Genomic DNA, 23,028 nt, shown 5'->3' with positions numbered 1-23,028 from the left:
ATTTTAGGATGAGATGCGATCTAAAAGGTTTTACGCTGATAGAGCTTTTAGTAGTCGTGGTAATAATCGGGATACTCTCCTCGATAGCAGTTCCGATGTTGCGCGGAGTAGTGATAAAAGCTAAGCTGACTGATATGTATACAACAATGATAGCTCTCAAAACCGCACAAGAGAAGTATTATATAGATAGTGGAAAATATTTTGTGGCAACAGGGTGGACAAATCCCGCGACAGGAGATATCGTGACTGCGGAGATTAAGAATAATCTCGGAGTAGATGTTTATGCTAACGCCAATTTAGAGTTTACATACTATCTCACTTCAGCTACTGAGGGCTGGATTTACGGCGCTAAATGGAATGCGGGTAATATAAGGGGATTATGTCATTATATAGCCATGTATAAAAAATGGTATAAAACATGGTCTCCAGATGAGTGGCAGGCATATTTACCGATGAAGTGTGAAAGTTAGCTTGTTTAGTCGAATGCGACTACATTATGATTTGTAGGATTAAATATAATAAAAGGATTTTTGAATGAGGCATATCTCAAAAGGTTTTTCATTGGTAGAACTTACAATGGTCATGGTAATTATCGGCGTCCTTGCCGCAGTAGCAGTCCCGATGATGCGGGGCATGATAATAAAAGCTAAGCTGACAGATGTGTATGAAACGATAATACTTCTTAGGATTGCTCAGGAGAAGTATTATATAAACAATGGAAAATATTTTGTGACAACATGGTGGACTGTCCCCACAAATGCCGGAGATGTTTCTACCTCGGAGATTAGAGATATTTTGGGGGTCGATATCTATAGTAGCGCTAATTCAAGGGAGTTTACATACTGCCTATCATCAGCTACTGATGGTTGGATTTATGGTTCACGATGGAATGGCGGCAACATAAAAGGGTTATGTTATTATATAGCCGCGTATAAGAAATGGTATAAAACGGGCAATCCGGACGAGTGGCAGGCATATTTACCGATGAAGTGTGAAAGTTAGCTTACTGAGAAAACGCGAACATAACCGCAAGTGAGGTGAAACCGTGCCAAATCAAAATAAACACGCGAATAATGGGAAAAATGTGTTGGTGCGCGAGGAGGCCGTGTATTTATTGAAAGAATCCAATGCGCTGTACAGGAGTATATTGGATACTTTGCAGGACGCTGTTTATGTGATTGATTCAACCGGCAGGTTTTTATTATGGAACGATGCTTTTGTGAAGGTAACCGGTTGCAGTAATGAAGAAATAGCCTTAAAAAGCCCCGTAGATTTTATTGCCCCGGAAGATAAAGATATCCTGGCCGCGGCCATTGCAAAAGTATGGACAGCGGGGTTTGCGAAAGTTGAAGCGCGGGTTGTCGCCAAGGACGGCTCCTACGTCATGTATGAATTCGCCAGTTCACTGCTCAAAGATCCTTCCGGAAGAATAGTAGGCCTGTGTGGTAGCGGCAGGGACATCGCCCAGCGCAAGAAGATATTGGACGAATTACGCGATAAGGTAAACCAGTTGGAAATATTTACTACCGCCGTGACCGACAGGGAAATACGGATAATAGAATTGAAGAAAAAAGTCGAAGAATTGGAAAAACAGCTTAAAGACAACAGCCGATATTAGGGACTGTAAGTAGATAGTAGAGATGGCGAATAATATGGAAAGAGCGTTGGGGGAACAGCCTATGGCCGGTATCATGGCGCAGTATAAGTTGAAAGCTCATGATATAGTGGCCGCCTCGACGGAGCAGATAACGCATAAGATGGTTTCGCGGGCTGTCAAGGGCAGGCGGTTGACGCCTAATGTCAAGCTCAAGATCCTAAGGGCGATAAATAGAGCCGCGGCAAAAAATTACTCACTCAAAGATCTTTTCAGTTACTAACAAATTATTATTACCTGTTTTTATTTTCATATCTGCCATTCGTCTTGCTCCGGTCCATTACCGATGATATAATATAAATATATAAGAGGTATATGGTGCATAAAAAACATATGGTATTTGAACTCGGAGAATTGTTTTGCGGGCCCGGCGGGTTAGCTTTTGGGGCATCGCAAGCGAAGATTGAGACTAAAGATGCCGTTTACAGCATATCCCATAAGTGGGCAAATGACTACGATGAAGATACCTGCGCTACGTACCGACGGAATATCTACCCTGACAAGCCAGAAATAGTAATATGTGATGATGTGAGAGAGCTCGATCTTTTATCCCTTCCAAAAGTTAATGCCTTTGCGTATGGATTTCCATGTAATGATTTCAGCCTTGTAGGAAAACAAAAGGGTTTTCAGGGCGAGTTTGGTCCGCTATACACATACGGTCTTACCATCCTGGATCATTCCAAGCCCGAATTTTTTATTGCGGAAAATGTTGGAGGTATAGCAAGCGCCAATAATGGCCTCGCGTTCAAAAAAATTCTTAACGATCTGCAAGAGGCCGGTCGTGGCTATAATCTGACAGCGCATCTATATAAATGCGAAGAGTATGGTGTACCGCAATTCAGGCATCGTATAATTATTGTTGGTATCGATAAAGGGCTCGGTCTCGTCTATAAAGTGCCTGCGCCCACAACGGTGCAAAAATATATCACTGCGCGTGAAGCGATCGAAAATCCTCCCATAAGTCCGGATGCGCCAAATAGTGACAAGACGACGCAGTCTGCCATCGTAGTCGAACGCCTCAAACATACCAAGCCGGGTCAAAACGCCTGGACTGCAAACCTGCCGGATCATCTCAAATTGAATGTAAAAGGCGCAAAATTGAGTCAGATTTACCGTCGGTTGCATCCCGACAGACCTTCATATACCCTGACAGGTAGCGGAGGAGGCGGAACGCACGGCTATCATTGGAGCGAGCCCCGCGCATTAACAAACAGAGAGCGGGCAAGAATACAATCCTTCCCGGATGATTTCATATTTGAAGGATCGAAGGAAAGCGTCAGGCGCCAGATCGGTATGGCGGTGCCTCCAAAAATGTCAGTCGAAATATTCAAAGCTGTATTAAAAACATTCGCAGGGATTGATTATCCATCGGTAAAAGCGAATATAAATATTGAGACCGACTTATTCGAAGAGGAACTTTTGCAGAAAGTAGCGGTATGAGTATGGCATTAGCCGATATATTAAAGACCATCGAAGCTCGGCTCGGCGTTGACAGTGATGATGCATTGAAGATTTTGCAAAAAGCTGAATTTGGCAGTGAGATTACCGAGACTTTTACCGCAGAGCAATGGCTCAATGAAAGATTTCTGCCTAATTGCGTTATGATCGACGAAGATGGTTATGCAAGAATGTGCATAGATGCGCTTAAAATTTTAGGCACGACTGCTCCGACTGATTATGGAAGTAGCAGGCAAAGAGATTTGGGCCAGTTATGGGCGGATATGACAAGGGGATATCTCGGAGAATACGCCTTCGTTCTTTTTCTAAAAAAGAAATGCAATATTGATGCTGAACTTGGACACGAAGTCGGTAAGTTAGAAGAATATCTGCCTATGGATATTCACAAGGTAAAAAGAGCAGGCGGACAGGCCCATACTCCCCGGCTTAATATAGCTGTGAAGACTACAAAATGGAACGGTATTTGGATGGATATACCCGGCGATCAATTTAATCACTCTGATATTCACGTTCTTGTCAAAGTAGGCGCCGGGAGAGATCACTTACTTGCTTTCTTCAAAAAAATAAGCGTGTTTAAAGATAAAGTTCTCAAGCGTGGTGAAGATATGGGAAGCCTTACCAAAGAAGAATCGGGCATCATATATGATAAATTACCTGTTTTCAAGCCTATCCCTGCTTATATATGCGGGTTTGTGCGTAAGACAGATAAATATTCAAACCTGTCATATTCAGGAAGCAAGGGCAGGATGCATTTCAAAATTCACCAATGGAACGGCCCGATAAATCCCGGTGATCTCGATACAGTAAAAACCAAAGAAGAATTGCCGGATAAAGGGAAAGTTCAGTTTGAAGGGATCGGTGAATTTTCACACGATAAAGGGTATCTATTTAATACAGGCAATCTCCTATGGAAAGAAGATGACTGGAAAAGTGTTTGCGATAACTTGTAATCAGTTAATCAAATTAATCGGGGATAGGTATTATATTGTCCATAATAGATATCATCTTCGCCTCGCTGGGCATCCTTATAAGCAGTGCTTTTAAGAAAAAGGCATAATCGAAGCCATCTCGTAATGAAGCGGCTTATAAAGTAACGCCGCCGGAGAAGAAATAAGATGAAGCTATTATTGACGATTATCTGTTTGCTGTTAGCTATCAATATCTATGCCGATGAAGCCAAGAATACCGGTGAGGATAATGTTCAGCAGGTCGCCACTGGAAACATTCCTGAAGCCATGCCGAGCTGGGCGAGCGCGGAAGGTGAGCGCCCGTCCGATGACAATGAAAGTTTCGAGCCTTCCTACAGCCATACCGATGAGCCTTCATTCGGAGATGAAGGCGGACATCATGAATGAACCCACTAAACCTTCCATTTACACACGTTGCAAAATTTGATATAATTCTCATGGTTATAATTCGCATCTAGTCTAAGCGCTGGAAAATTCTTGGCGCTTTTGGGGAAGTTGCCCCTCGCATAAGCATTGCAGGCGCAAATCAAAGGTAGTAATGTTTTTGCTCCTCGCCTAAGCGCTGGAAAATTCTCTTCGATAATTTTCCAGCAGGCTTCGGAGCGAAAATTTACTTCGTAAATTTTCAGGCTGGCGTAGCTTCCCGCCCGGAGTAAAACAGGGGGCGGGACCCCGCCATGAGTAAGACAGATGGCGGGGCAGTTGGTCCTCCTTCGCTCTTAAGGCAGTTAGGTAAGAGTCGAGCTTCGGAGAGACTGCTATGCGCATTGAATTGTTTGAGTAAGAATACGCGTGCTGGCGTAGCTTCCCGCCCGGAGTAAAACAGGGGGCGGGACCCCGCCATGAGTAAGACAGATGGCGGGGCAGTTGGTCCTCCTTCGCTCTTAAGGCAGTTAGGTAAGAGTCGAGCTTCGGAGAGACTGCTATGCGCATTGAATTGTTTGAGTAAGAATACGCGTGCTGGCGTAGCTCAGTTGGTAGAGCAGCGGTTTCGTAAACCGCAGGTCGATGGTTCGAATCCATTCGCCAGCTCCATCCTACTCCGCTATTATAGTGAGACGGGATGAGGCTTCGTAGAGATTACAACAAAGTTAATTGGTGCTACGAAGCACATGGTAGTTTGCGGGTTGATTGCGAGTCCTATTCTACAAATAAGCATACCGAAAAGGTCATTACTATGAAGAAGGTAATACCCTCACTCCTCATTTCCACCTCTCTATTTTTTGCCGCTTCCGGATGCGCAACGATACGTCATCCTGTGCCTCCCGATCTTATTATGAAGGCCAGGATCAGCAATGTGGACGGGATACGCATAATGCAGGGCGAGACTAAGACGGCATTGCAGGAGAACTTGCTGATGTCGGTCAAAGAGGAGGACCCTAAAGATTTTCCGACCGGCCGCGACGGCACAAAAGAATACGTGCTTCTTGCCATATCAGGCGGCGGCGCTAACGGCGCTTATGGCGCCGGGTTATTGAAGGGTTGGTCGGAGGCTGGAACGCGTCCGTTATTTAAAGTCATAACAGGGGTAAGCACCGGGGCCATCATAGCTCCATTCGTTTTCCTGGGCAAAGATTATGACGATGAATTGGAAATGTGTTATACGAACATGTCGACGAAGGACGTTATCGGGCTCAAGCCTCCGCTCATGGCGTTATTTGGAGATTCCCTGGTAAGTAACGCGCCGCTCGCCAGGACGATAGCGAAAATGGTTAATAAGGACATATTGGATAAAATAGCCGTTCAGCACAGGCGGGGGCGGCGTCTTTTTGTAGGCACAGCCAATCTTGACACACAACGTTTTGTTATATGGGATATGGGGGTCATAGCATGCAGGGGTGATGTGGAATTATTCCGCAAGGTTATTGTTGCTTCGGCCGCAATACCGATGATATTCCCGCCGTCTGTATTTCATGTTGAAGTGGACGGGAAAATATACGATGAGATTCACGTTGATGGCGGAACGCTTACTCAGGTATTTACTACCTATAACCTTTTAGAGGGTATGGCGCATGCCGCGAAAGGTCTGGGTATAAATCCTGCCAAGATCAAAGGCAAAATCTATGTGATACGCAACGGCTACATGACACCGGTGTATAAGAGAGTGGACGATAACCTGATATCGCTCGCCCAGAGATCATTTGATGCGATCATCGATTCGCAGGGCATCGGCGACGCGTACAGGATATACACGTTTGCCAGACAGCGCGGTACCGATTACAATCTCGCGTTCATTCCTTCCGATTTTGTACAGAATAACAAGGAGATGTTCGATCCAAAGGCGATGAGACGACTTTTCGACAGGGGATATCAGGATGCCGCAGGCGGGTATAAGTGGCACAAGTCCCCTCCGGGCATCGATGCCACGGCTTCAGACGGAAAAATAATATAGATGACGCACTTTCGGGACGTACTTACAAACAAAAACTTCTTTTTTCTCTGGCTCGGACAGGTGATATCCAATTTCGGGGATCGCTTAAACCAGATGGCGCTCGTAGCGCTCGTTTACCAGCGTAATCCCGGTTCCGAGATGGCGCTGGCCAAACTCATATCTTTTACAATAATCCCGGTATTTGTCGTAGGCCCCATAGCCGGAGCGTGGGTCGACAGGCTCGACCGTCGCAAGATAATGGTGATATCGGACATATTGAGGGGCACCCTGGTGCTCTTAATACCGCTATTCATCCGCGCCAACCAGATACTCCTCGTATATCTTGCCATATTCCTGATATTCTCGATAGCGCGTTTCTTTATACCATCGAAGATGGCGCTCATACCGGAACTCGTTCCTAAAGATAAACTGCTCGTAGCCAATACGCTCAATGACGCGACTCATATGATAGGTAACGTCGTCGGACTCGTCGTGGCCGGTGTGATAGTGAATATAGCGTTTATCGGGGCGATAGGCGGTTTCTACATCGATAGCCTCACCTTCTTCTTATCCGCCGCGCTCATAGCGATGATAGCGAATCGTTCTTTTGCCGCGGATGTCAGGGAAGACCTGGCCGTGACCGGGCAGGCTATCGATAATTCGCTCAGGCGGACGATATTCAGTGAAATAAAAGAAGGCTTGGGGTATCTTACGAAATATAAAGAGATGCGGTTCGTGGTTTACGTATTTTTTCTCCTCATGGCCGGCATCGGCACGATATCGTGCGTCATAATCGTATTTATACAGAGCGCGTTCGGTACTTCGACCAGAGATCTCGGGTTTTTAGGGATGTTCCTTGTGGGCGGGCTTCTTATCGGGTCGATGCTTTATGGTAAATTCTGCCAGAAGTTTTCAAGACAGAAGGCGATACATTTAAGTTTCATCGCGACCGGGCTGGCTATAATAGTATTTACGATAGTGGTGAATCATCATCCCAGTATTTTCCTGGGTGGCATCCTCATAGGGTTACTCGGCGCGGCAGTGAGTCCGATAATGCTTACGACCAATACGCTGGCTCACGAAACTATGCCCGAAGAGGTCAGGGGGAGGATATTTAGTTCGCTCGAGGCTGTGATACACCTGGCATTTCTCGTGTTTATGTTCGTAGCCGCGTACGCGGCGAAATTCATAGACAGATTCTGGATAATAATATCAGTAGGTTTCGTATACTTTATATGCGGGGTGGTGCGGCTGATTACTTCTTCGCGCCATGACACTTCGAGGCTTTAGCCTTTTCGGTGCAGGTGATGAAGTAATTGCAGATGGGGCAACAGAGATTCTCTTCGCCCTTTTCGCCGCGGTACCATTTGGTCTCGCAGGTCCAATATACCTGGCATGATTCGCAGCAATTTATTTGATTTTGTGCCATAGTTACCTCGTTTGAATATAAGATACAATACCTGCTTGCGATTGTCAATGAATATCAGGCTTGAAAGATGGCGTGATAAGCTTTATAATATGGCTTCAAGCATCATTTGCAAATAGGCCGGATCCTGCAAAAAACCAGCCTTTATAATGTTGCAGAAAATAGGGGGTAGGGTAAAGATGTTGGAGTTAACTCAGGAGAGTTTTGAGGAAGAGGTTTTGAGGTCGTTAAAACCGGTGCTTGTCGATTTCTGGGCGCCGTGGTGTATGCCCTGCAAGATCATTGCCCCGTCGGTGGAGCGGATAGCTCATGAGATGGGAAGTGAGCTCAAAGTGATGAAGTCGAACGTCGATGAATTCCCCGAGATAGCGACGGAATTATCCATAATGAATATACCGACGCTCGTCCTTTTCAAGGACGGCAAAGAGGCCGCCAGGATCACCGGCGTAAATTCGAAAGAAGCGATCGAGAGCAAGATAAAGTCGTTAATATAATAGAAGAAGGTGCGCGGGTGAATATCGCTGTCTTATGTTCGGGCAACGGTTCCAATCTCCAGGCTATCATCAATAAGGTCCGCTCGGGGTATATACCCGCGAAGATAGCGCTTGTTGTGAGTGATAATAAGAACGCGTTCGCGCTTCAGCGCGCCGGTAAAGCCCGGATAGATACACTCGTTCTGGATCCTGAAGATTTCGATACGCGCGAGGCTTTTGACAGGAAGATCATAGAGGCATTACGGGCGAAGAAGGTGGGTCTTGTAGTGCTTGCCGGTTATATGCGCCTTTTGAGCGGGTATTTCATCAAAGAGTACGAAAACCGTATCGTAAATATTCATCCGTCACTTTTGCCGTCCTTTAAAGGGACACACGGAATAAAAGACGCGCTGGAATACGGCGCAAAGGTTACCGGCCCGACGGTCCATTTCGTCGACGAGAAACTTGACAACGGGCCGATAATATTGCAGAAAACCGTAGAGATAAAAGACGGCGATACCGAGAAGACGCTTCTTCGGCGTGTGCATGCCGAGGAGCATAAAATTTATCCGAAAGCGATAAAATTGTTCGTCGAGGGAAAGTTAAAGATAAAAGGGAGGCGTGTAGTAAGAAAATGAAAACTGCTATTAAAGATGTAATAGGGCGCGAGATACTGGATTCCAGGGGCAATCCTACGGTTGAGGTCGACATACTTTTGGACGACGGTTCGTTCGGCCGCGCGGCGGTGCCGAGCGGCGCATCGACGGGCGAGCACGAGGCGGTGGAGTTGCGCGACGGCGATAAGACGCGTTATATGGGGAAGGGCACGTTGAAGGCCGTAGCTAATATCAACGGTGAGATAAAGAAGGCGATCAAAGGAAAAGACGCCCTGAAACAGGGCGAGCTCGACCAACTTTTGATAGACCTGGACGGTACTCCGAATAAAGCGCGTCTTGGCGCGAACGCTACATTGGGCGTGTCGCTTGCCGCGGCAAAGGCTTGCGCGGTATCGAAGGGGATGTCTTTATACAGGTATATCGGCGGAGACAAGGCGAAGATATTACCGATACCTATGATGAATATATTGAACGGCGGACTGCATGCCGACAACAATGTCGACCTGCAGGAGTTCATGATAATGCCTGTCAACGCGAATTCTTTTGCCGAGGCGCTCAGATGGGGGGCCGAGGTATTTCATAATTTAAAGAAGATACTGCACGACAAGAAACTCTCGACCTCTGTCGGGGACGAGGGCGGATTCGCGCCGAACTTGAAATCGAATGATGAAGCGATAGAGGTTATCTTAGCGGCGATAGAGAAGGCCGGCTATAAGCCCGGCAAAGATATATGCATAGCGCTCGATCCCGCGTCGAGTTCCTTTTACGAGAACGGTAAATATACCCTCGAAGCCGAACAGAAAAAGGAAAATTCGGCTGAAGACATGGTCGAGTTCTACGCGAACTGGGTTGCGAAATATCCGATCGTATCGATAGAGGACGGCCTGGCGGAAGACGATTGGGCCGGCTGGAAGGCGCTCACCGATAGGCTCGGTAAGACGACACAGTTGGTCGGCGATGACCTTTTCGTCACGAATGTGAAGCGTCTGCGCATGGGCATCGAGAAGAAAGTCGCAAATTCCATCCTTATAAAAGTAAACCAGATAGGCACCCTTACCGAAACGCTCGATACGATGGATCTGGCGAAAAAGCACGGCTACACCTCCGTCGTTTCACACCGCTCCGGTGAGACGGAAGATACGACGATAGCGCATCTTGTGGTCGCGATGAATACCGGGCAGATAAAGACCGGCTCCGTGTGCAGAACGGACAGGATCTGCAAATATAACGAACTTCTTCGCATAGAGGAAGAGTTGGGCAAGAAAGCGGTGTACGGCAAGGAGATATGGGGAAGAAAAAGGTAGGATCGTTTAAATTCTATATCATCCTCGGCGTGTTGGTTGTTATATTTCTGCCGCCATTTGCGAAGTATCAGGAACTGCGCTACAAGAATAGTAAGCTCGAGGAGCGGATAGAAAGCCTGAAGATCGAGAATGCCCAGCTGGCTGAAGAGAAGAGACTGCTCGAGACGGATATCCATTACGTGGAGAAGAAGGCCCGGGAGAAAATGGGCTTAGTCCGCAAAGGCGAGATCGTCATGAAAGAGGTTTCGGTCAGGAAATAATAAATAATAAGAGTTGCAATACTCCGACGTATTTTGTTATAATAAAATTACATTGCGGGGTGGAGCAGCCTGGTAGCTCGTTGGGCTCAAGTTATGGACACAAAGCTCAAAGCTGATATTGCAGAGTCTGCCGTTGTAACCGCGCTACTCAAAAGAGGCTTCAGAGTGCTAAGGCCGGTAGGGGATAGATTGCCCTATGATCTTGCACTCGATGTAGGTGGGAAGCTTCTAAAAATACAGGTGAAGAGCGCGTGGTATTACAATGGTAGTTATACTGTCGATACCCGCAGGACAAAGACGAATCGCCGGCGTATGTTAAGATCGCGTTATGGCGAAAACGACTTTGACTTTGCAATAGTGTACATCGAGCGGTTGGAAAAATTTTACGTTATCCCGTTTTTTGAATTTTCTACCTATAAGAGCGGTATCAGCTTGGTAGAGACGAAGAAGCGGCAACGTAAACCTAGATCGGCGATGTATAAAGAGCGATGGGAATTATTGTCCAAGGGCTGTTTAGCCGGTAACGGCTAAATGAAAACCTGTCAAACTCGGTGAAGCCTGAAATGGTAATACCGAGCCAAGCCCGTCAGAATACCGGCGGGAAGGTGTAGAGACTAGACGGCAGGCATCCTGATAGCATATAGGATGAAGGTATAGTCCGGACTACAAACTCCGATAGCTCGGAGGCAGCGAAAGCTGTAGTGGTAAGCATAACCCAAAGGTCGTCCGTTCGAATCGGACCCCCGCTACCAAATTAAAAAAGCTATGGCTTAAAGCCATAGCTTTTTTAATGTATTACTTCGCTCGCAATGACGGATGTTATTTATTGATATGCACTACTTTTGCCGGCGGGAAGCCATTAAAGTATGTCGAAGACGCTATTGAATATGCCCCGATATTTTCCGCGTAGACCAGATCGCCTATCTCAAGCTCCGGAAGCTCCTCGGCGATAGATATGGTATCGAGTGCGTCGCAGGTCGGCCCGAATACGGCCGATACTTTTGTCTCGCCATCTTTGAACGCCTTCAGAGGATAGGTGCAGTGGTCGAAAAGGATCCCCGAGAAGGTGTGATAGATGCCATCGTCTATGTAGTAGCACGTCTTCTCGTCGCGGATAGCCTTTCCTATGACCTTGGCTACAAGTGTACCGGCATTGGCCACCATGAACCGTCCGGGCTCCGCGAGTATTTCGATATCTTTTGGGAATAACCTGTTTATCTCGGTATTTAATTTGCGAGCCAGGGTCTTGAAAGCTTTCACTTTGCTGTTATATCTGACCGGGAAGCCGCCGCCTATGTCCAATATGTTTATCTTGTGCCCGCGCGATGCGGCCTCTCTCATTATGTCCGACGACATTTGCAGAGCCTGCATATAATTTTCGAAATTATTACACTGGCTTCCGACGTGAAAACTTATACCCTCGACCACAAGCCCGGATTTGAACGCTTCTATTATCAGGTCTACCGCTTCACTGGGATCCGCTCCGAACTTTGATGAAAGCTCGACCATCGATCCGGTGTTCGGGACGCGTATGCGTAAGACGAGCCCTGCGTGCGGCGCGTCTTTTACTATCTTCTTCAATTCCTCGGGATTATCGAAGGTAACGAGCGGCTTATATACGTCGAGCTCACGCAATGTCTCGACCTGTTTTATCGTGTTGGCGTAAATTATCTTGTCCCAGATGAAATCCTGCCGCTCTTTGGAGGGCATATTCTTTATATTCTCGTAAACGATGCGGAACTCCGGGAACGAGGCGACATCGAAACTCGCGCCCAGCTTATAGAGTGTTTCCACGATCTCCGGGGTGGAGTTAGCCTTGACCGCGTAATAGGCCTGTATGCGCGGCAGAGCTTCGCGAAACTCCTTATAGTTCTGCCGTATCTTCTCGTGATCTATTACCAATACGGGCGTACCGTTCTTTTCCGCGATCTTTTTTAATTCCGGTAAGTTTATCTCTTCCATGATTAATCCCTGAACATGAAGTTCTTGAAGCACCAGAGGTTTTTCGTATCGAGCGAGGAGTTTGGATTCTCCTTAAAGAATGCCCTGTAATTGGTGAGCGGCGTCCAGTTGTAAGGTTGCGACACCAGCTTCCCAAGATACGGTTTTGCTATATCCAGTATGTAATCATGAGGCAGGTCGTCGGGCACGCAGACGCCCTTGTGCGGATTTTCTATCATCCACGTTGTAGCGGAGACGACGCCAATAGCGACCTGCATCGTTGTCGCGTTCTGGTGGGGGACGAGTTTTCTTGATTCATCTACGCTGAGAACGCTCCCGGTCCACCACGAATTATACTTGTGTCCCATTATGAGCGCGCCGAGGATGTCTTCACCGCCGGTTATCTCGTCCGACATTATGCGGAGCTTTGGCTGGAGGTCGTAGTTTCTACAGCGAAGTTCGTAGAGTGAAGTTAGTGTTTCATTGCATGGCATGTAGGCGTAATGGACTGTCGGCCTGTATATGGGCTTTCCGTTTTTCCAGACGGTAAGCTTCTCCGATATCGAGAACGCTTCACCATGCCTTATGACCATGCCAATAATTTCATAACCAGGAACCCAGGAGCGGACCCATGTGTTCATACCCATCTGTGAAATAAATATCTGGTTGCCGGGGCCGTAACTTGCCGCGTTGGCGAATGGTGGAAGCATCTTTTCGTGAGTGCCCCATCCCATCTCAGCCGGTGATATGCCTTCCTCCCTCAAGCCTTCGATCGACCAGGTTCCGACGAACTCGCCGACTTCCTTCGGCCTGTTTGTGACCTGAGTGTCGCGTTCGGAGCAATGGATAGTTTTAACTTCGAGTTTCATTGAAAGATTGGCGAAATCTTTTTCGCGCATAAGGCCTTCGAGTTCTTTAGCGTCTTTTTTGGTAACCGCTTTATCGCGTATTAGTTTACCCGCTATATCTATAAGGCCTTTCTTCGTAAAATGCGAGATGAGTCCGGGGTTCGCCCCATGATCGACTATAGCGGTAATCGCCGAGTTTTCCCAACTGCTCGTTACCTGGCGCAGTTCCATATGCCTGTAATAAAGCGATTTTTCGAGGGGTGGCTTTGCTTCTATGTTTGTATACGGGTCCCATTCTTCGACGGAGGTGTTGATATAAAGTACATGGTTATTGTGGCACCAGGTAAGTATGTCGATACAGGAGATGTTCCACGCCAGGTCTATTATAAGCCCGCCCGACGAAACATATTTAGCCAGGACGTGAGTTATGTTCGAGGGCGTTATCTTTTCGCGGCGGTACGTAATGCCTTTCCTGATCCATTCACGCAGTTCTTCGCGCTTATCTTCAAAATCGATTATCGTTACATTTTTATAAGGGATGCGGACGTGTTTAAATAATATGGGTAGCACGCATTTACATACCGAACCGTAACCTATAATAAGAACTTTATTTTTGAACTCTATCATGTCGTTTTTTTCTCCTATTTTTTTCGTAGTGCGTTTCATTTTAATTGATAATGCCGCCCATGTCAACTACATTGACAACGGGGCGAAATAAATGTAATATTATCTCTTATAATTAAAAGGGGATTATGCCGCAAAAAAACTATAAAGCGCTCGATGCCGTAAGAGAGTTCATCCCTGTAGTGGTTTTTTGCCTCGCTGTCGCGGTTATCGTATGCATACCGCTTAAGGTCATGTCTTACGGTTTTTTGCCGCCCGACGACGCCCTGCGCCATTCAGCCAAAGTCATTTCCGGCAAGGCGTGGGACCAAATACTCGTTCTGCGCCCGGAATTCAAAATGGACAGTCATCCGGGCTGGCACGCTATCCTGGGCGCCGTCCAGCGCGCAATAGGATGCGGCCCGGATACTCTCGTATTTTTTTCCGTCACGGCTTTATTTATATTGTTCTGCATTATTCCTATATTTTTCCTTGATTTCCCCGAAGCATGGCTTGTTGCGCTTCTGGCCGTCGTAGTTTGCGCGCCGCATCTTATGATACGGCTTTTCCTCGGACGGCCCTATATCTTTACGATGGCCGTTATATTGACGCTCTGTTTCTTGTGGCCGCGTCTTAAAGAGAAGAGCGCGCCGTTTGCCGTTATGGGCATTATCACCGCGCTTGTCGCTCTCTCGACGTGGATACACGCCAGCTGGTATCTTTTTGCGTTGCCGGTTGCCTGCTTCTTCCTCGCGCGGCAGTGGCGCGCAGGGCTCCGTTTCGCGATATGCGTAAGCATAGGTATTTTGGCCGGCGCTTCGCTCACGGGCCATCCGTATCTTTTTCTCAAACAGACACTGACCCATATGATGCTCGCTTTCGGAGATGTGCAGGCCAGGCGCCTTCTCGTCGGAGAGTTCCAGCCGTTTGGCGGCGATGCAATAACCGTGCTCCTTGTCCTCAGTATGCTTATCTGGCGTAAGGCGCGTGGCAAGTGGGACGTAAAAGTTATCGATAACCCGATATTTATACTTGCCGTGACGGGATGGGCTTTTGGGTTTCTCGCGTCCCGTTTCTGGACCGACTGGGGCATGACAGCGGCAATATTCTGGATAATGGCCGAGATTAACGGCGTATTTACCGAAGTTCTCGATCCCATGTCATGGCGCAGAGCCGCGGTAGCGGTAGCCGTATCGGCAGTATTATTCCTGGCCGCCGGCTCCGACGTAAACAGCCGATGGACTTATAACCTCACCGCGGAATACCTGTCTCGGGAAGATCCGAAACAGGCCGAATGGCTTCCTGAGCCGGGCGGCATAATATACAGCGACGACATGAATGTCTTCTACCAGACATTCTTTAAAAACCCGAAGGCGCCGTGGAAATATATACTGGGTTTTGAGCCGGCGATGATGCCGCCGGAGGATCTCGCGATACTAAGGAAGATACACTGGAACTATGAATCAGGCAAAGCGTTCGCGCCGTGGGTTGCCAGGATGCGTTCGCAGGACAGGTTGATAGTTCGCGGTAGTTACGCTTCCCGTCCGGCAATTCCCGGAGTCGAATGGCACTACGCGGCGACAAATACCTGGATCGGAAGGCGACAATGATAAATGAAAAAGGTTTCACAATGATAGAACTATTAATAGTAATTATTATTATTTGTATATTATCGGCAATAGCGCTTCCTATGATGTCGGGGAATATAAAGAAAGCGAAACAGTCAGAAGCAATAGTTACACTTGGTACTATCAGGACGGCGGAACAGTTGTATTACATCGAGTATGGTAGTTATGTAAGCGTAAATAAAAATCAATGGGCCGCCGGGCCTTTAAGTGTTTATATGAAAGATATATATATGAATGGCCGATATACCGAATCCCTCGAGTATAGTGTTTCCGCTACGACCACCACATTTATCGGTACATTTAATTCTACCGCGCAAACTACAGGTAAAGGGTGCCTGGCAACAACAAAATATTTTGAAAATATAGGTATTATTACTATGGATCAAAATGGTTCGATTGGGTACTAATGTGTCCGAACATTAACATATGTAATGCAACTATTTCGAGTTGGCATGTATTACTTCTTTCCGGCGCTTTTATCTGTATTGCGCTAATAATATATTTGAGACCGCGTGATTTTATAATGAGCCGTACGGCGTTGGCGTGCATCGGTTTTACATTTCTTATAATGGGTTTACTCGGTTCAAGAATATTGCATATCATTCTGTATCAAGGATATCACAGACTCACGATTCCAAATATTTTTTCAATGAAAAACGGATTTGCTTATTTTGGAGCCCTGCTATTTAACATAATAGCGATTGCCGTTTATTCGATAATTGCCCGTAAAGATTTTCCGACCTTAGCAGATTACCTTGCGCCGTTCCTTATATTTAGCCAGGCTTTTGTACGGGTCGGATGTTTTATGGCGGGTTGCTGTTATGGAAGGCCCACAGGCTCGTATTTTGGGGTTACATTCGAATTAGTTGATAATATAGTAAGGCATCCTACGCAAATATATGAGGCCATTCTGCTTATTACCGTATATCTAACAGCCAGAGTTGTATATGGAAGGTGGAAAAACATTCCGGGGAAGACTTTCCTGCTAACTCTTTTTTTATATTGCATCGGTAGGTTTTTCATCGAATTTTTTAGAGTGGATAGCCCGCCTATATTTATGGGTATAACTTTTGCACAAGCTGTGTGTTTATTTATGGCGACATACTCGTGGGTATCAATGCTACGCCTACCATCGCTTTCGAAAGATAATGCATGAAACCAAAATTATCATTTCCTCGATACGGCCAATATACCGTAGTTTTATCCTGGCTTTTCCGGGAACTCGGCGCTGAAGTTGTCGACCCTCCGCCTATAACTAAACGTACCATCGAACTTGGTACCAGATACTCGCCCGGCGACATATGCTATCCGTTCAAGATAACTCTCGGTACTATGATCGAGGCGGTGGAGGGCGGGGCCGACACGATCGTTATGGCTAATACGTATGGTTGGTGTATTTTGCGCTGTTATGCCGTTGTGCAGGCTCGGATAATGAAGGATCTCGGTTATGATTTCAGGATGTGTTCTTTGAGCGTGCGCCGGCCGCTCAAATTTTACCGCGACATAAAACGGATATTCCCGGATATATCATTGCTGAAGCTGATAAAGACAATGGCGGAGTTCTTTAAAAAAGTAAAGGCGCTCGACGCTGTCGAAGAAAAAATAAATATTTCTTCAGATACCAGGGTAGGCATAATAGGCGAAGTATATGTCTGCAATGAAAGTACGCTCAATATGGATATAGTCAAAAAGCTGCAAAGTATGGGCCTGTTTGTGGATAGGTGGCTGTGTCTTTCTACGAATCTAGAAATGCTTTTCCAGGACATGTTCGGTATAAGCGGTGTAAGCAGATATGGCAGGATAGCCGGCAAATATTTTCCTGCGAGGATTGGCGGCCATGCCAACGAGAACCTGGTAAAAATGGTTAAGTATGCGGAGGAAGGCTACGACGGCGTTGTGATGCTTAAGCCTTTTGCGTGCAATCCGGAAACGGCCATTGAGCCTATAGTGGAGTGTATAAGCCGTGACTATAATATGCCGGTATTGTTTCTGAGTATAGATGAGGCGACACTGGAAACACACTGGCAGACCAGGATAGAGTCGTTTGCGGATATGGTGAAGATGAGAAAGGACGCTCGGTGAAATTTTTCCTCGGAGTTGACATAGGTTCGGTCTCTGTCAAGATGGCGGTGCTGGACGAAGAAAAGAATTTGCGCTCCAGTGTTTACCTGGATACCGCGGGAATGCCGATCAAGGCGCTTAAGCAGGCGCTACATCGGATAAGAGAGGAAGCGCACAAACAGGATTTTCGGATAGATGGTGTAGGCGTTACCGGTAGCGGCAGGAAGATAGCAGCGCTTCTTATGGGCGCCGATATTATTAAAAATGAAGTGACGGCACAGACGGTGTCTGCCCTGCATTATGATTCAGGCGTTGCCTCTATCATCGAGATCGGCGGACAGGATTCCAAGGCGATAGCGCTCAAAAACGGCGTACCTGTCTGGTATAACCTGAACACACTGTGCGCCGCCGGCACCGGCTCCTTTTTAACGTCTCAGGCCCACCGGCTTAAAATACCCATAGAGGAATTTGGCAATTACGCTTCGAGATCGACGCTCAAAGTTAACATCGCGGCCAAGTGCGCGGTATTTTCGGAAAGCGATATGATACATAAAGCCGCTATGGGATGTAAGGCGGAAGATATCGTCAACGGCCTGTGCGAAGGCCTTGTGAGGAATTTTATAAATAGCGTCGCGAAGAACAGGCCTATTCTCACGCCAGTCGTATTTGTCGGTGGGGTAGCCTCCAACCAGGGTGTGGTAGCCGCTTTCGAGCGTGAACTGGGGCTAAAGATGACTGTGCCGAAAGAGCACAAGATCACCGGAGCTATAGGGGCGGCGCTTCTTGCGATAAAAGAAGGTATCGGGCAGACAAAGTTTAAAGGGTTCGATGTGCTGGAGGACGATATTGGAACGGAATTTTTTATATGCGATGATTGCCCGAACCGGTGCGATATTACCAGGATATTGGTTAATAATAGTACTGCAGGCCATCTTGGTTCAAGATGCGGTAAGCATAAAGAGTAGCGAATTGCCTTCTCAAACAATAGGTTGACACTCACCCGCAATATAATATAAAATATTATCTCTAAATATAGTCAATTACCATAAGGCGGATACATGATACCCAGATACTCACTGCCCAGGATGTCGGCGATATGGAGCGACGAGAACCGCTTCAAAGCTATGCTCGATGTCGAGCTATTTGCCTGCGAGGCTCTCGCAAGGCTCGGGAAGATACCCAAGCAATCCTTATTCCAGATACAGAAGAAGGCTCGTTTTAGCGTCGAGCGGATACGCGAGATCGAACTGGAGACGAACCACGACGTCATCGCTTTCTTAAAGAACATCTCCGAGCACATCGGTGAAGACGCGAAATATGTACACATGGGGCTTACCTCGAGCGATGTGCTCGACACCGCGCTTTCAGTCCAGATGCGCGATGCCTGTGATATTCTGATCGAAGACGCGCAAAAACTTCTAAAGATAATGGCTCGCAAGGCGTGTCAACACAAGAAGACGCTTATGGCCGGCAGGACGCATTCTGTCCACGCGGAACCTACGACATTCGGGCTGAAGTTGGCGTTATATTACGATGAGACGCGGCGTTCGCTTGAACGCCTGGAACGCGCCCGCCAGACGATATCCGTCGGGAAGATATCGGGCGCCGTCGGTACATACGCGAATATCGACCCGTTTGTGGAGGAGTATACCTGCAAAAAACTCGGCCTCAAACCCGCGCGCTCATCGAACCAGATACTTCAGCGTGACCGCCACGCGGAGTTTTTGAGTGCCATAGCTATCATGGGAACGTCCCTCGAGAAATTCGCGACGGAATTCAGGAACCTCCAGCATACGGAGATAGGCGAGGTCGAAGAGTATTTCTCGAAGACGCAAAAGGGGTCGAGCGCCATGCCGCACAAGAAGAACCCTATCACATGCGAGAGGATCGCAGGCCTTGCCAGGATACTCCGCGCGAACGCGCTCGTCTCAATGGAGAATATGGTACTATGGCACGAGCGCGACATATCGCACTCGTCGGCGGAGCGTGTTATCCTCCCGGATTCGACGATCGCGCTCGATTATATGCTGAACAAATTCATGGATATTATAGCCCATTTAGTAGTCCACCAGGACAGGATGCTCGAGAACCTGAATATGTCCAAGGGGATCGTGTTTTCAGGACGCCTTCTGGTTAACATGATAGATAAAGGGCTTACTCGCAATGAGGCGTATGACAAAATACAGGCGGCGGCTTTTAACGCCAAAGAAGCGGGGATCGAATTCAAGGCCGCGGTGTTATCGGACGACGGTATCCGCTCGGTCTTGAATGAAGAGGAGATAGAGGAGATATTCGACATCAAATATTACATGAAGAATGTCGACAGGATATTCAGAAAAGTAGGGATTTAGCGCATACCGGATAGGAGAAGAGATGAATAAATTGAAACAGATATATGAAGGCAAAGCCAAGATATTGTTCGAGACCGAAGACCCGGATTTACTAATACAGGAGTTTAAGGACGACGCTACGGCTTTCGACGCGACGAAGCGGGGCACGATAGTTAACAAAGGCATTATAAATAATAAGTTATCCGAAAAAATATTTACACTCCTGTCGAAGAAGGGGATACCTACGCATTTCGTGAAACGCTTAAACGACAGGGATATGCTTGTCAAGAGAGTGCAGATAGTGCCCGTCGAGGTTACGGTGCGTAATATCGTAGCCGGCGGCATGGCGAAGCTCCTCGGCCTCGAGGAGGGGATAGTTTTAAAAGAGGCGGTTCTCGAATATCATTACAAGGAAGACAAGCTCCACGATCCGCTTATCAACGAATATCATATCAGGGCCCTCGATATCGCTACCGATAAAGAGCTTGATACGATAAAGAAATACTCATTTATGGTTAATGAGGCGCTCAAGACATTCTTTAATTCCAAGGCTCTTACGCTGGTCGATTTCAAGCTTGAGTTCGGCCGTTACAAGAACAAGATAATTTTAGCCGACGAAGTTTCTCCGGATACTTGCCGGCTCTGGGATAAAGAGACCAACGAGAAGCTCGATAAAGACCGTTTCCGCCGCGATCTGGGCGGTGTCGAAGAAGCATACCAGGAGGTCCTGCGCCGGGTGCTGGAGTAAGAAAATGAAGCGATTAACTTATAAATCCTCCGGAGTCGATATCGATAAGGCGAACGAGCTTGTGAAGTCGTACAAGCGCTTTGCCGCTTCGACTAAGATAAAGGGTGTCATGAGCGAGGTCGGTTCTTTCGGCGCGCTCTTCAGGCCCGACTTCCGCAGGTTCGCGGATCCGATACTCGTATCCTCTACCGATGGGGTCGGCACAAAACTCAAGATAGCATTCTTAGCCGATAAACACGACACGATCGGCATAGACTTAGTCGCGATGAGCGCCAACGACATACTCTGTTCGGGCGCGGAGGGACTCTTCTTTCTCGACTATGTCTCGACGGGGAAGATACGTTCGTCCGTTTTGCGTGATGTCGTGAAAGGCATCGCCGACGGTTGCCGCGAAGCCGGATACGCGCTGGTAGGAGGAGAGACGGCGGAGATGCCGGGGATCTACGCGCCGGGTGAGTACGACCTTGCGGGGTTTGGCGTCGGTATCGTAGATAGAAAAGATGTTATCGACGGACATGCTACGAAGATAGGCGATGTGGTAATAGGCCTGGAATCGACCGGACCGCATTCGAACGGTTATTCGCTCATCAGGAAGGCGTTTGGCGCTAAAGAGTTGAAGAGATATTCGAAAGAGCTTCTGGCGCCGACGCGGCTTTATAGTAAGAGCGTCCTTGAGCTTAAAAAGAAGATAGATATTAAAGGTATTGCCAATATAACCGGCGGCGCTTTCTACGATAAGATACCGCGGATAATACCGTCCGGCATGGCCATCAAGATATATAAAGATTCGTGGCGGGTGCCGGAGATATTTTTAAAGATAAAGAAGGCCGGGAGAGTCGACGATAAAGAAATGTACAGGGCGCTCAATATGGGCATAGGCATGGTGGTTGTAGTGTCGCCGGCCGATGCCGATAAATCGATCGCGGTGTTAAAGGCCTCCGGCGTCAGCGCGCACCTTATAGGCAGTGTCATAAAAGGTAAGAAGGAAGTTATCATCCGGGAAGGATGTTCATGCGGATACTTGTAGTCGGTTCCGGCGGGCGGGAACATGCGCTATGCTGGAAGATAGCCCAGAGTACTAAATGCTCGAAGATCTATTGCGCTCCCGGTAACGGTGGTATTGCTAATGTGGCGGAGCTCGTCAATATAGAAGCGGATGATGTTGACTCCCTCCTGAAATTTGCCAAATCCAACAGAATAGACTTTACCGTGGTCGGCCCGGAAGCGGCGCTGGTAAAAGGTATCGTCGATAGATTTCAGAAGGAAGGTTTAAGGATATTCGGCCCGACGAAAGATTGCGCCGCGATAGAGGGCAGTAAGATATTCGCGAAACGCCTTATGCAGCGCGCGCTTGTTCCTACGGCCGCTTTCGAGGTATTCAGCGATTTTGACGCCGCTGTTAAATATGCCTCGGGCAGGAAACTGCCGCTCGTCGTAAAGGCGGATGGTTTATGCGCCGGCAAAGGCGTGGTGATATGCAAGACTATCGGTGACGTGAAGACGGCCTTAAAGACGATGATGGTCGATAGGGTATTCGGCGCTTCGGGCGATAAAATTATAATAGAAGATTGCCTTTTTGGTGAAGAGGCCTCAATAATAGTCCTTTCCGACGGTAAAAATATAGTGCCGCTTGCCTCAAGCCAGGATCATAAAAGAATATTCGATGGCGACATGGGAGCCAATACGGGCGGTATGGGCGCGTATTCTCCCGCACCTGTTGTTACCGAATCTCTTTTTAAAGAGATAATCGATAAGATGCTCCGGCCGATCATAGATACGCTGGCGAAGGAGGGCACACCTTATAGAGGTGTACTTTACGCCGGCATAATGATAACTAAGGATGGCCCGTTTGTCCTGGAATTCAACGCCCGTTTTGGCGATCCCGAAACGCAGGCTATAATGCCGCGGCTTAAGAGCGATCTGGTCGAGGCGATGGAGCGTTCGGCCGCGGGAAATCTCGCGAACCTTTCTCTCGTCTGGGATCCCAGGCCTTGTGTATCGGTCGTGGCGGCCTCCGGCGGATATCCTAATAAGTTCGATAAGGGTATGGAGATAAAAGGCCTCGATGAAGCGGCGGCGATGAAAGATGTCATAATATTCCATGCGGGCACAAAACTTGGCAGACGCGCTACGGACGCGCAGGGATTACTTATTACATCCGGTGGCAGGGTTTTAAATATTACCGCTCTCGGAGACAATATGCAGGAAGCGATGGACAATTGTTATAATGCGGTCAGGGCGGTGCATTTTGATAAGATGCACTACAGAAGAGATATAGGAGCGCGGGCGATCAAAAGGAAATAATCCGCATTTAGTGAGTGTAATTTTAAGGAGGCTC

The 23,028-nt window shown here is 47.6% G+C and carries 24 protein-coding genes and 1 tRNA gene; 23 read left to right on the top strand and 2 right to left on the bottom strand.

The window, feature by feature from the left end; genetic code table 11:
• Positions 1–8 precede the first annotated feature (8 nt).
• The 15 genes from PHS46_06730 (at position 9) to PHS46_06660 (ending at position 11,062) form a co-directional block, all read left to right on the top strand.
• The gene (locus tag PHS46_06730) at positions 9–470 is read left to right on the top strand and encodes a prepilin-type N-terminal cleavage/methylation domain-containing protein (GenBank protein MDD3906204.1); all 462 of its coding nucleotides are present in this window, start codon (positions 9–11) and stop codon (positions 468–470) included.
• Positions 471–534: 64 nt separating this feature from the next.
• Positions 535–1,002, top strand: a complete 468-nt coding sequence (locus tag PHS46_06725; GenBank protein ID MDD3906203.1) for a prepilin-type N-terminal cleavage/methylation domain-containing protein — start codon at positions 535–537, stop codon at positions 1,000–1,002.
• A gap of 43 nt (positions 1,003–1,045) precedes the next feature.
• Positions 1,046–1,618, top strand: a complete 573-nt coding sequence (locus PHS46_06720) for a PAS domain-containing protein (GenBank protein MDD3906202.1) — start codon at positions 1,046–1,048, stop codon at positions 1,616–1,618.
• A 34-nt stretch (positions 1,619–1,652) separates the two neighbouring features.
• On the top strand, positions 1,653–1,877 hold the full coding sequence (locus PHS46_06715) for a hypothetical protein (GenBank protein MDD3906201.1): 225 nt from the start codon (positions 1,653–1,655) through the stop codon (positions 1,875–1,877).
• Positions 1,878–1,987: 110 nt separating this feature from the next.
• Entirely contained in the window at positions 1,988–3,094 is a 1,107-nt protein-coding gene (locus tag PHS46_06710; GenBank protein ID MDD3906200.1) for a DNA cytosine methyltransferase, read from the top strand.
• Positions 3,091–4,062 carry a hypothetical protein gene (locus PHS46_06705; protein ID MDD3906199.1) on the top strand — a complete coding sequence of 324 codons (972 nt, stop codon included), beginning with the start codon at positions 3,091–3,093 and terminating at the stop codon, positions 4,060–4,062. The genes PHS46_06710 and PHS46_06705 overlap by 4 nt, the downstream gene beginning before the upstream one ends.
• Before the next feature lie 165 nt (positions 4,063–4,227).
• Complete coding sequence (locus tag PHS46_06700) at positions 4,228–4,467, top strand: hypothetical protein (GenBank protein MDD3906198.1); 240 nt, start codon at positions 4,228–4,230, stop codon at positions 4,465–4,467.
• 572 nt (positions 4,468–5,039) lie between these two features.
• A tRNA-Thr gene (locus PHS46_06695) sits at positions 5,040–5,115 on the top strand.
• A gap of 142 nt (positions 5,116–5,257) precedes the next feature.
• A complete protein-coding gene (locus PHS46_06690) occupies positions 5,258–6,472 on the top strand; it encodes a patatin-like phospholipase family protein (GenBank protein MDD3906197.1) in 1,215 nt (404 codons plus the stop codon).
• The gene (locus PHS46_06685; protein ID MDD3906196.1) at positions 6,473–7,741 is read left to right on the top strand and encodes an MFS transporter; all 1,269 of its coding nucleotides are present in this window, start codon (positions 6,473–6,475) and stop codon (positions 7,739–7,741) included.
• 315 nt (positions 7,742–8,056) lie between these two features.
• Positions 8,057–8,371, top strand: coding sequence for a thioredoxin (gene trxA / locus PHS46_06680; protein MDD3906195.1), 315 nt, complete (start codon positions 8,057–8,059; stop codon positions 8,369–8,371).
• Positions 8,372–8,388: 17 nt separating this feature from the next.
• Positions 8,389–8,988 (top strand): phosphoribosylglycinamide formyltransferase, encoded by a 600-nt coding sequence (purN, locus tag PHS46_06675; protein MDD3906194.1) that lies wholly within the window; start codon positions 8,389–8,391, stop codon positions 8,986–8,988.
• Positions 8,985–10,271, top strand: coding sequence for a phosphopyruvate hydratase (eno, locus tag PHS46_06670; protein MDD3906193.1), 1,287 nt, complete (start codon positions 8,985–8,987; stop codon positions 10,269–10,271). Before purN ends, eno begins: the two co-directional genes overlap by 4 nt.
• Complete coding sequence (locus PHS46_06665; GenBank protein ID MDD3906192.1) at positions 10,253–10,531, top strand: septum formation initiator family protein; 279 nt, start codon at positions 10,253–10,255, stop codon at positions 10,529–10,531. The genes eno and PHS46_06665 overlap by 19 nt, the downstream gene beginning before the upstream one ends.
• A 93-nt stretch (positions 10,532–10,624) precedes the next feature.
• Complete coding sequence (locus PHS46_06660; protein MDD3906191.1) at positions 10,625–11,062, top strand: group I intron-associated PD-(D/E)XK endonuclease; 438 nt, start codon at positions 10,625–10,627, stop codon at positions 11,060–11,062.
• Between the two features lie 288 nt (positions 11,063–11,350).
• Here the strand turns inward: PHS46_06660 and PHS46_06655 are convergent, their stop codons facing one another.
• Together PHS46_06655 and PHS46_06650 are read right to left on the bottom strand one after the other, a co-directional pair.
• Entirely contained in the window at positions 11,351–12,493 is a 1,143-nt protein-coding gene (locus PHS46_06655) for a type III PLP-dependent enzyme (protein MDD3906190.1), read from the bottom strand.
• 2 nt (positions 12,494–12,495) lie between these two features.
• Positions 12,496–13,986, bottom strand: coding sequence for a saccharopine dehydrogenase C-terminal domain-containing protein (locus PHS46_06650; GenBank protein ID MDD3906189.1), 1,491 nt, complete (start codon positions 13,984–13,986; stop codon positions 12,496–12,498).
• 86 nt (positions 13,987–14,072) lie between these two features.
• On the opposite strand from PHS46_06650, the gene PHS46_06645 reads away from it, so the two are divergent.
• The 8 genes from PHS46_06645 to purD all read left to right on the top strand — a co-directional run bounded on the left by PHS46_06645 (position 14,073) and on the right by purD (position 22,994).
• Positions 14,073–15,533 carry a hypothetical protein gene (locus tag PHS46_06645; GenBank protein ID MDD3906188.1) on the top strand — a complete coding sequence of 487 codons (1,461 nt, stop codon included), beginning with the start codon at positions 14,073–14,075 and terminating at the stop codon, positions 15,531–15,533.
• Positions 15,530–15,958, top strand: coding sequence for a prepilin-type N-terminal cleavage/methylation domain-containing protein (locus PHS46_06640; protein MDD3906187.1), 429 nt, complete (start codon positions 15,530–15,532; stop codon positions 15,956–15,958). Before PHS46_06645 ends, PHS46_06640 begins: the two co-directional genes overlap by 4 nt.
• A gap of 745 nt (positions 15,959–16,703) precedes the next feature.
• The gene (locus PHS46_06635) at positions 16,704–17,633 is read left to right on the top strand and encodes an acyl-CoA dehydratase activase-related protein (protein ID MDD3906186.1); all 930 of its coding nucleotides are present in this window, start codon (positions 16,704–16,706) and stop codon (positions 17,631–17,633) included.
• Positions 17,630–18,577: an acyl-CoA dehydratase activase gene (locus PHS46_06630; protein MDD3906185.1), complete on the top strand. Its 948-nt coding sequence runs from the start codon at positions 17,630–17,632 to the stop codon at positions 18,575–18,577. The genes PHS46_06635 and PHS46_06630 overlap by 4 nt, the downstream gene beginning before the upstream one ends.
• A gap of 93 nt (positions 18,578–18,670) precedes the next feature.
• A complete protein-coding gene (gene purB, locus PHS46_06625) occupies positions 18,671–19,963 on the top strand; it encodes an adenylosuccinate lyase (protein MDD3906184.1) in 1,293 nt (430 codons plus the stop codon).
• 22 nt (positions 19,964–19,985) lie between these two features.
• Complete coding sequence (locus tag PHS46_06620) at positions 19,986–20,690, top strand: phosphoribosylaminoimidazolesuccinocarboxamide synthase (protein ID MDD3906183.1); 705 nt, start codon at positions 19,986–19,988, stop codon at positions 20,688–20,690.
• Positions 20,691–20,694: 4 nt separating this feature from the next.
• Positions 20,695–21,717 (top strand): phosphoribosylformylglycinamidine cyclo-ligase, encoded by a 1,023-nt coding sequence (gene purM / locus PHS46_06615; GenBank protein ID MDD3906182.1) that lies wholly within the window; start codon positions 20,695–20,697, stop codon positions 21,715–21,717.
• Positions 21,702–22,994, top strand: a complete 1,293-nt coding sequence (purD, locus tag PHS46_06610; GenBank protein MDD3906181.1) for a phosphoribosylamine--glycine ligase — start codon at positions 21,702–21,704, stop codon at positions 22,992–22,994. Before purM ends, purD begins: the two co-directional genes overlap by 16 nt.
• Positions 22,995–23,028: the final 34 nt, after the last annotated feature.

The sequence above is a fragment of the Candidatus Omnitrophota bacterium genome, from assembly GCA_028699255.1.
In the GTDB taxonomy this organism is placed as follows: Bacteria; Omnitrophota; Gorgyraeia; order 2-01-FULL-45-10; family 2-01-FULL-45-10; genus FEN-1322.
This window is presented reverse-complemented; position numbering and strand designations above follow the sequence as displayed.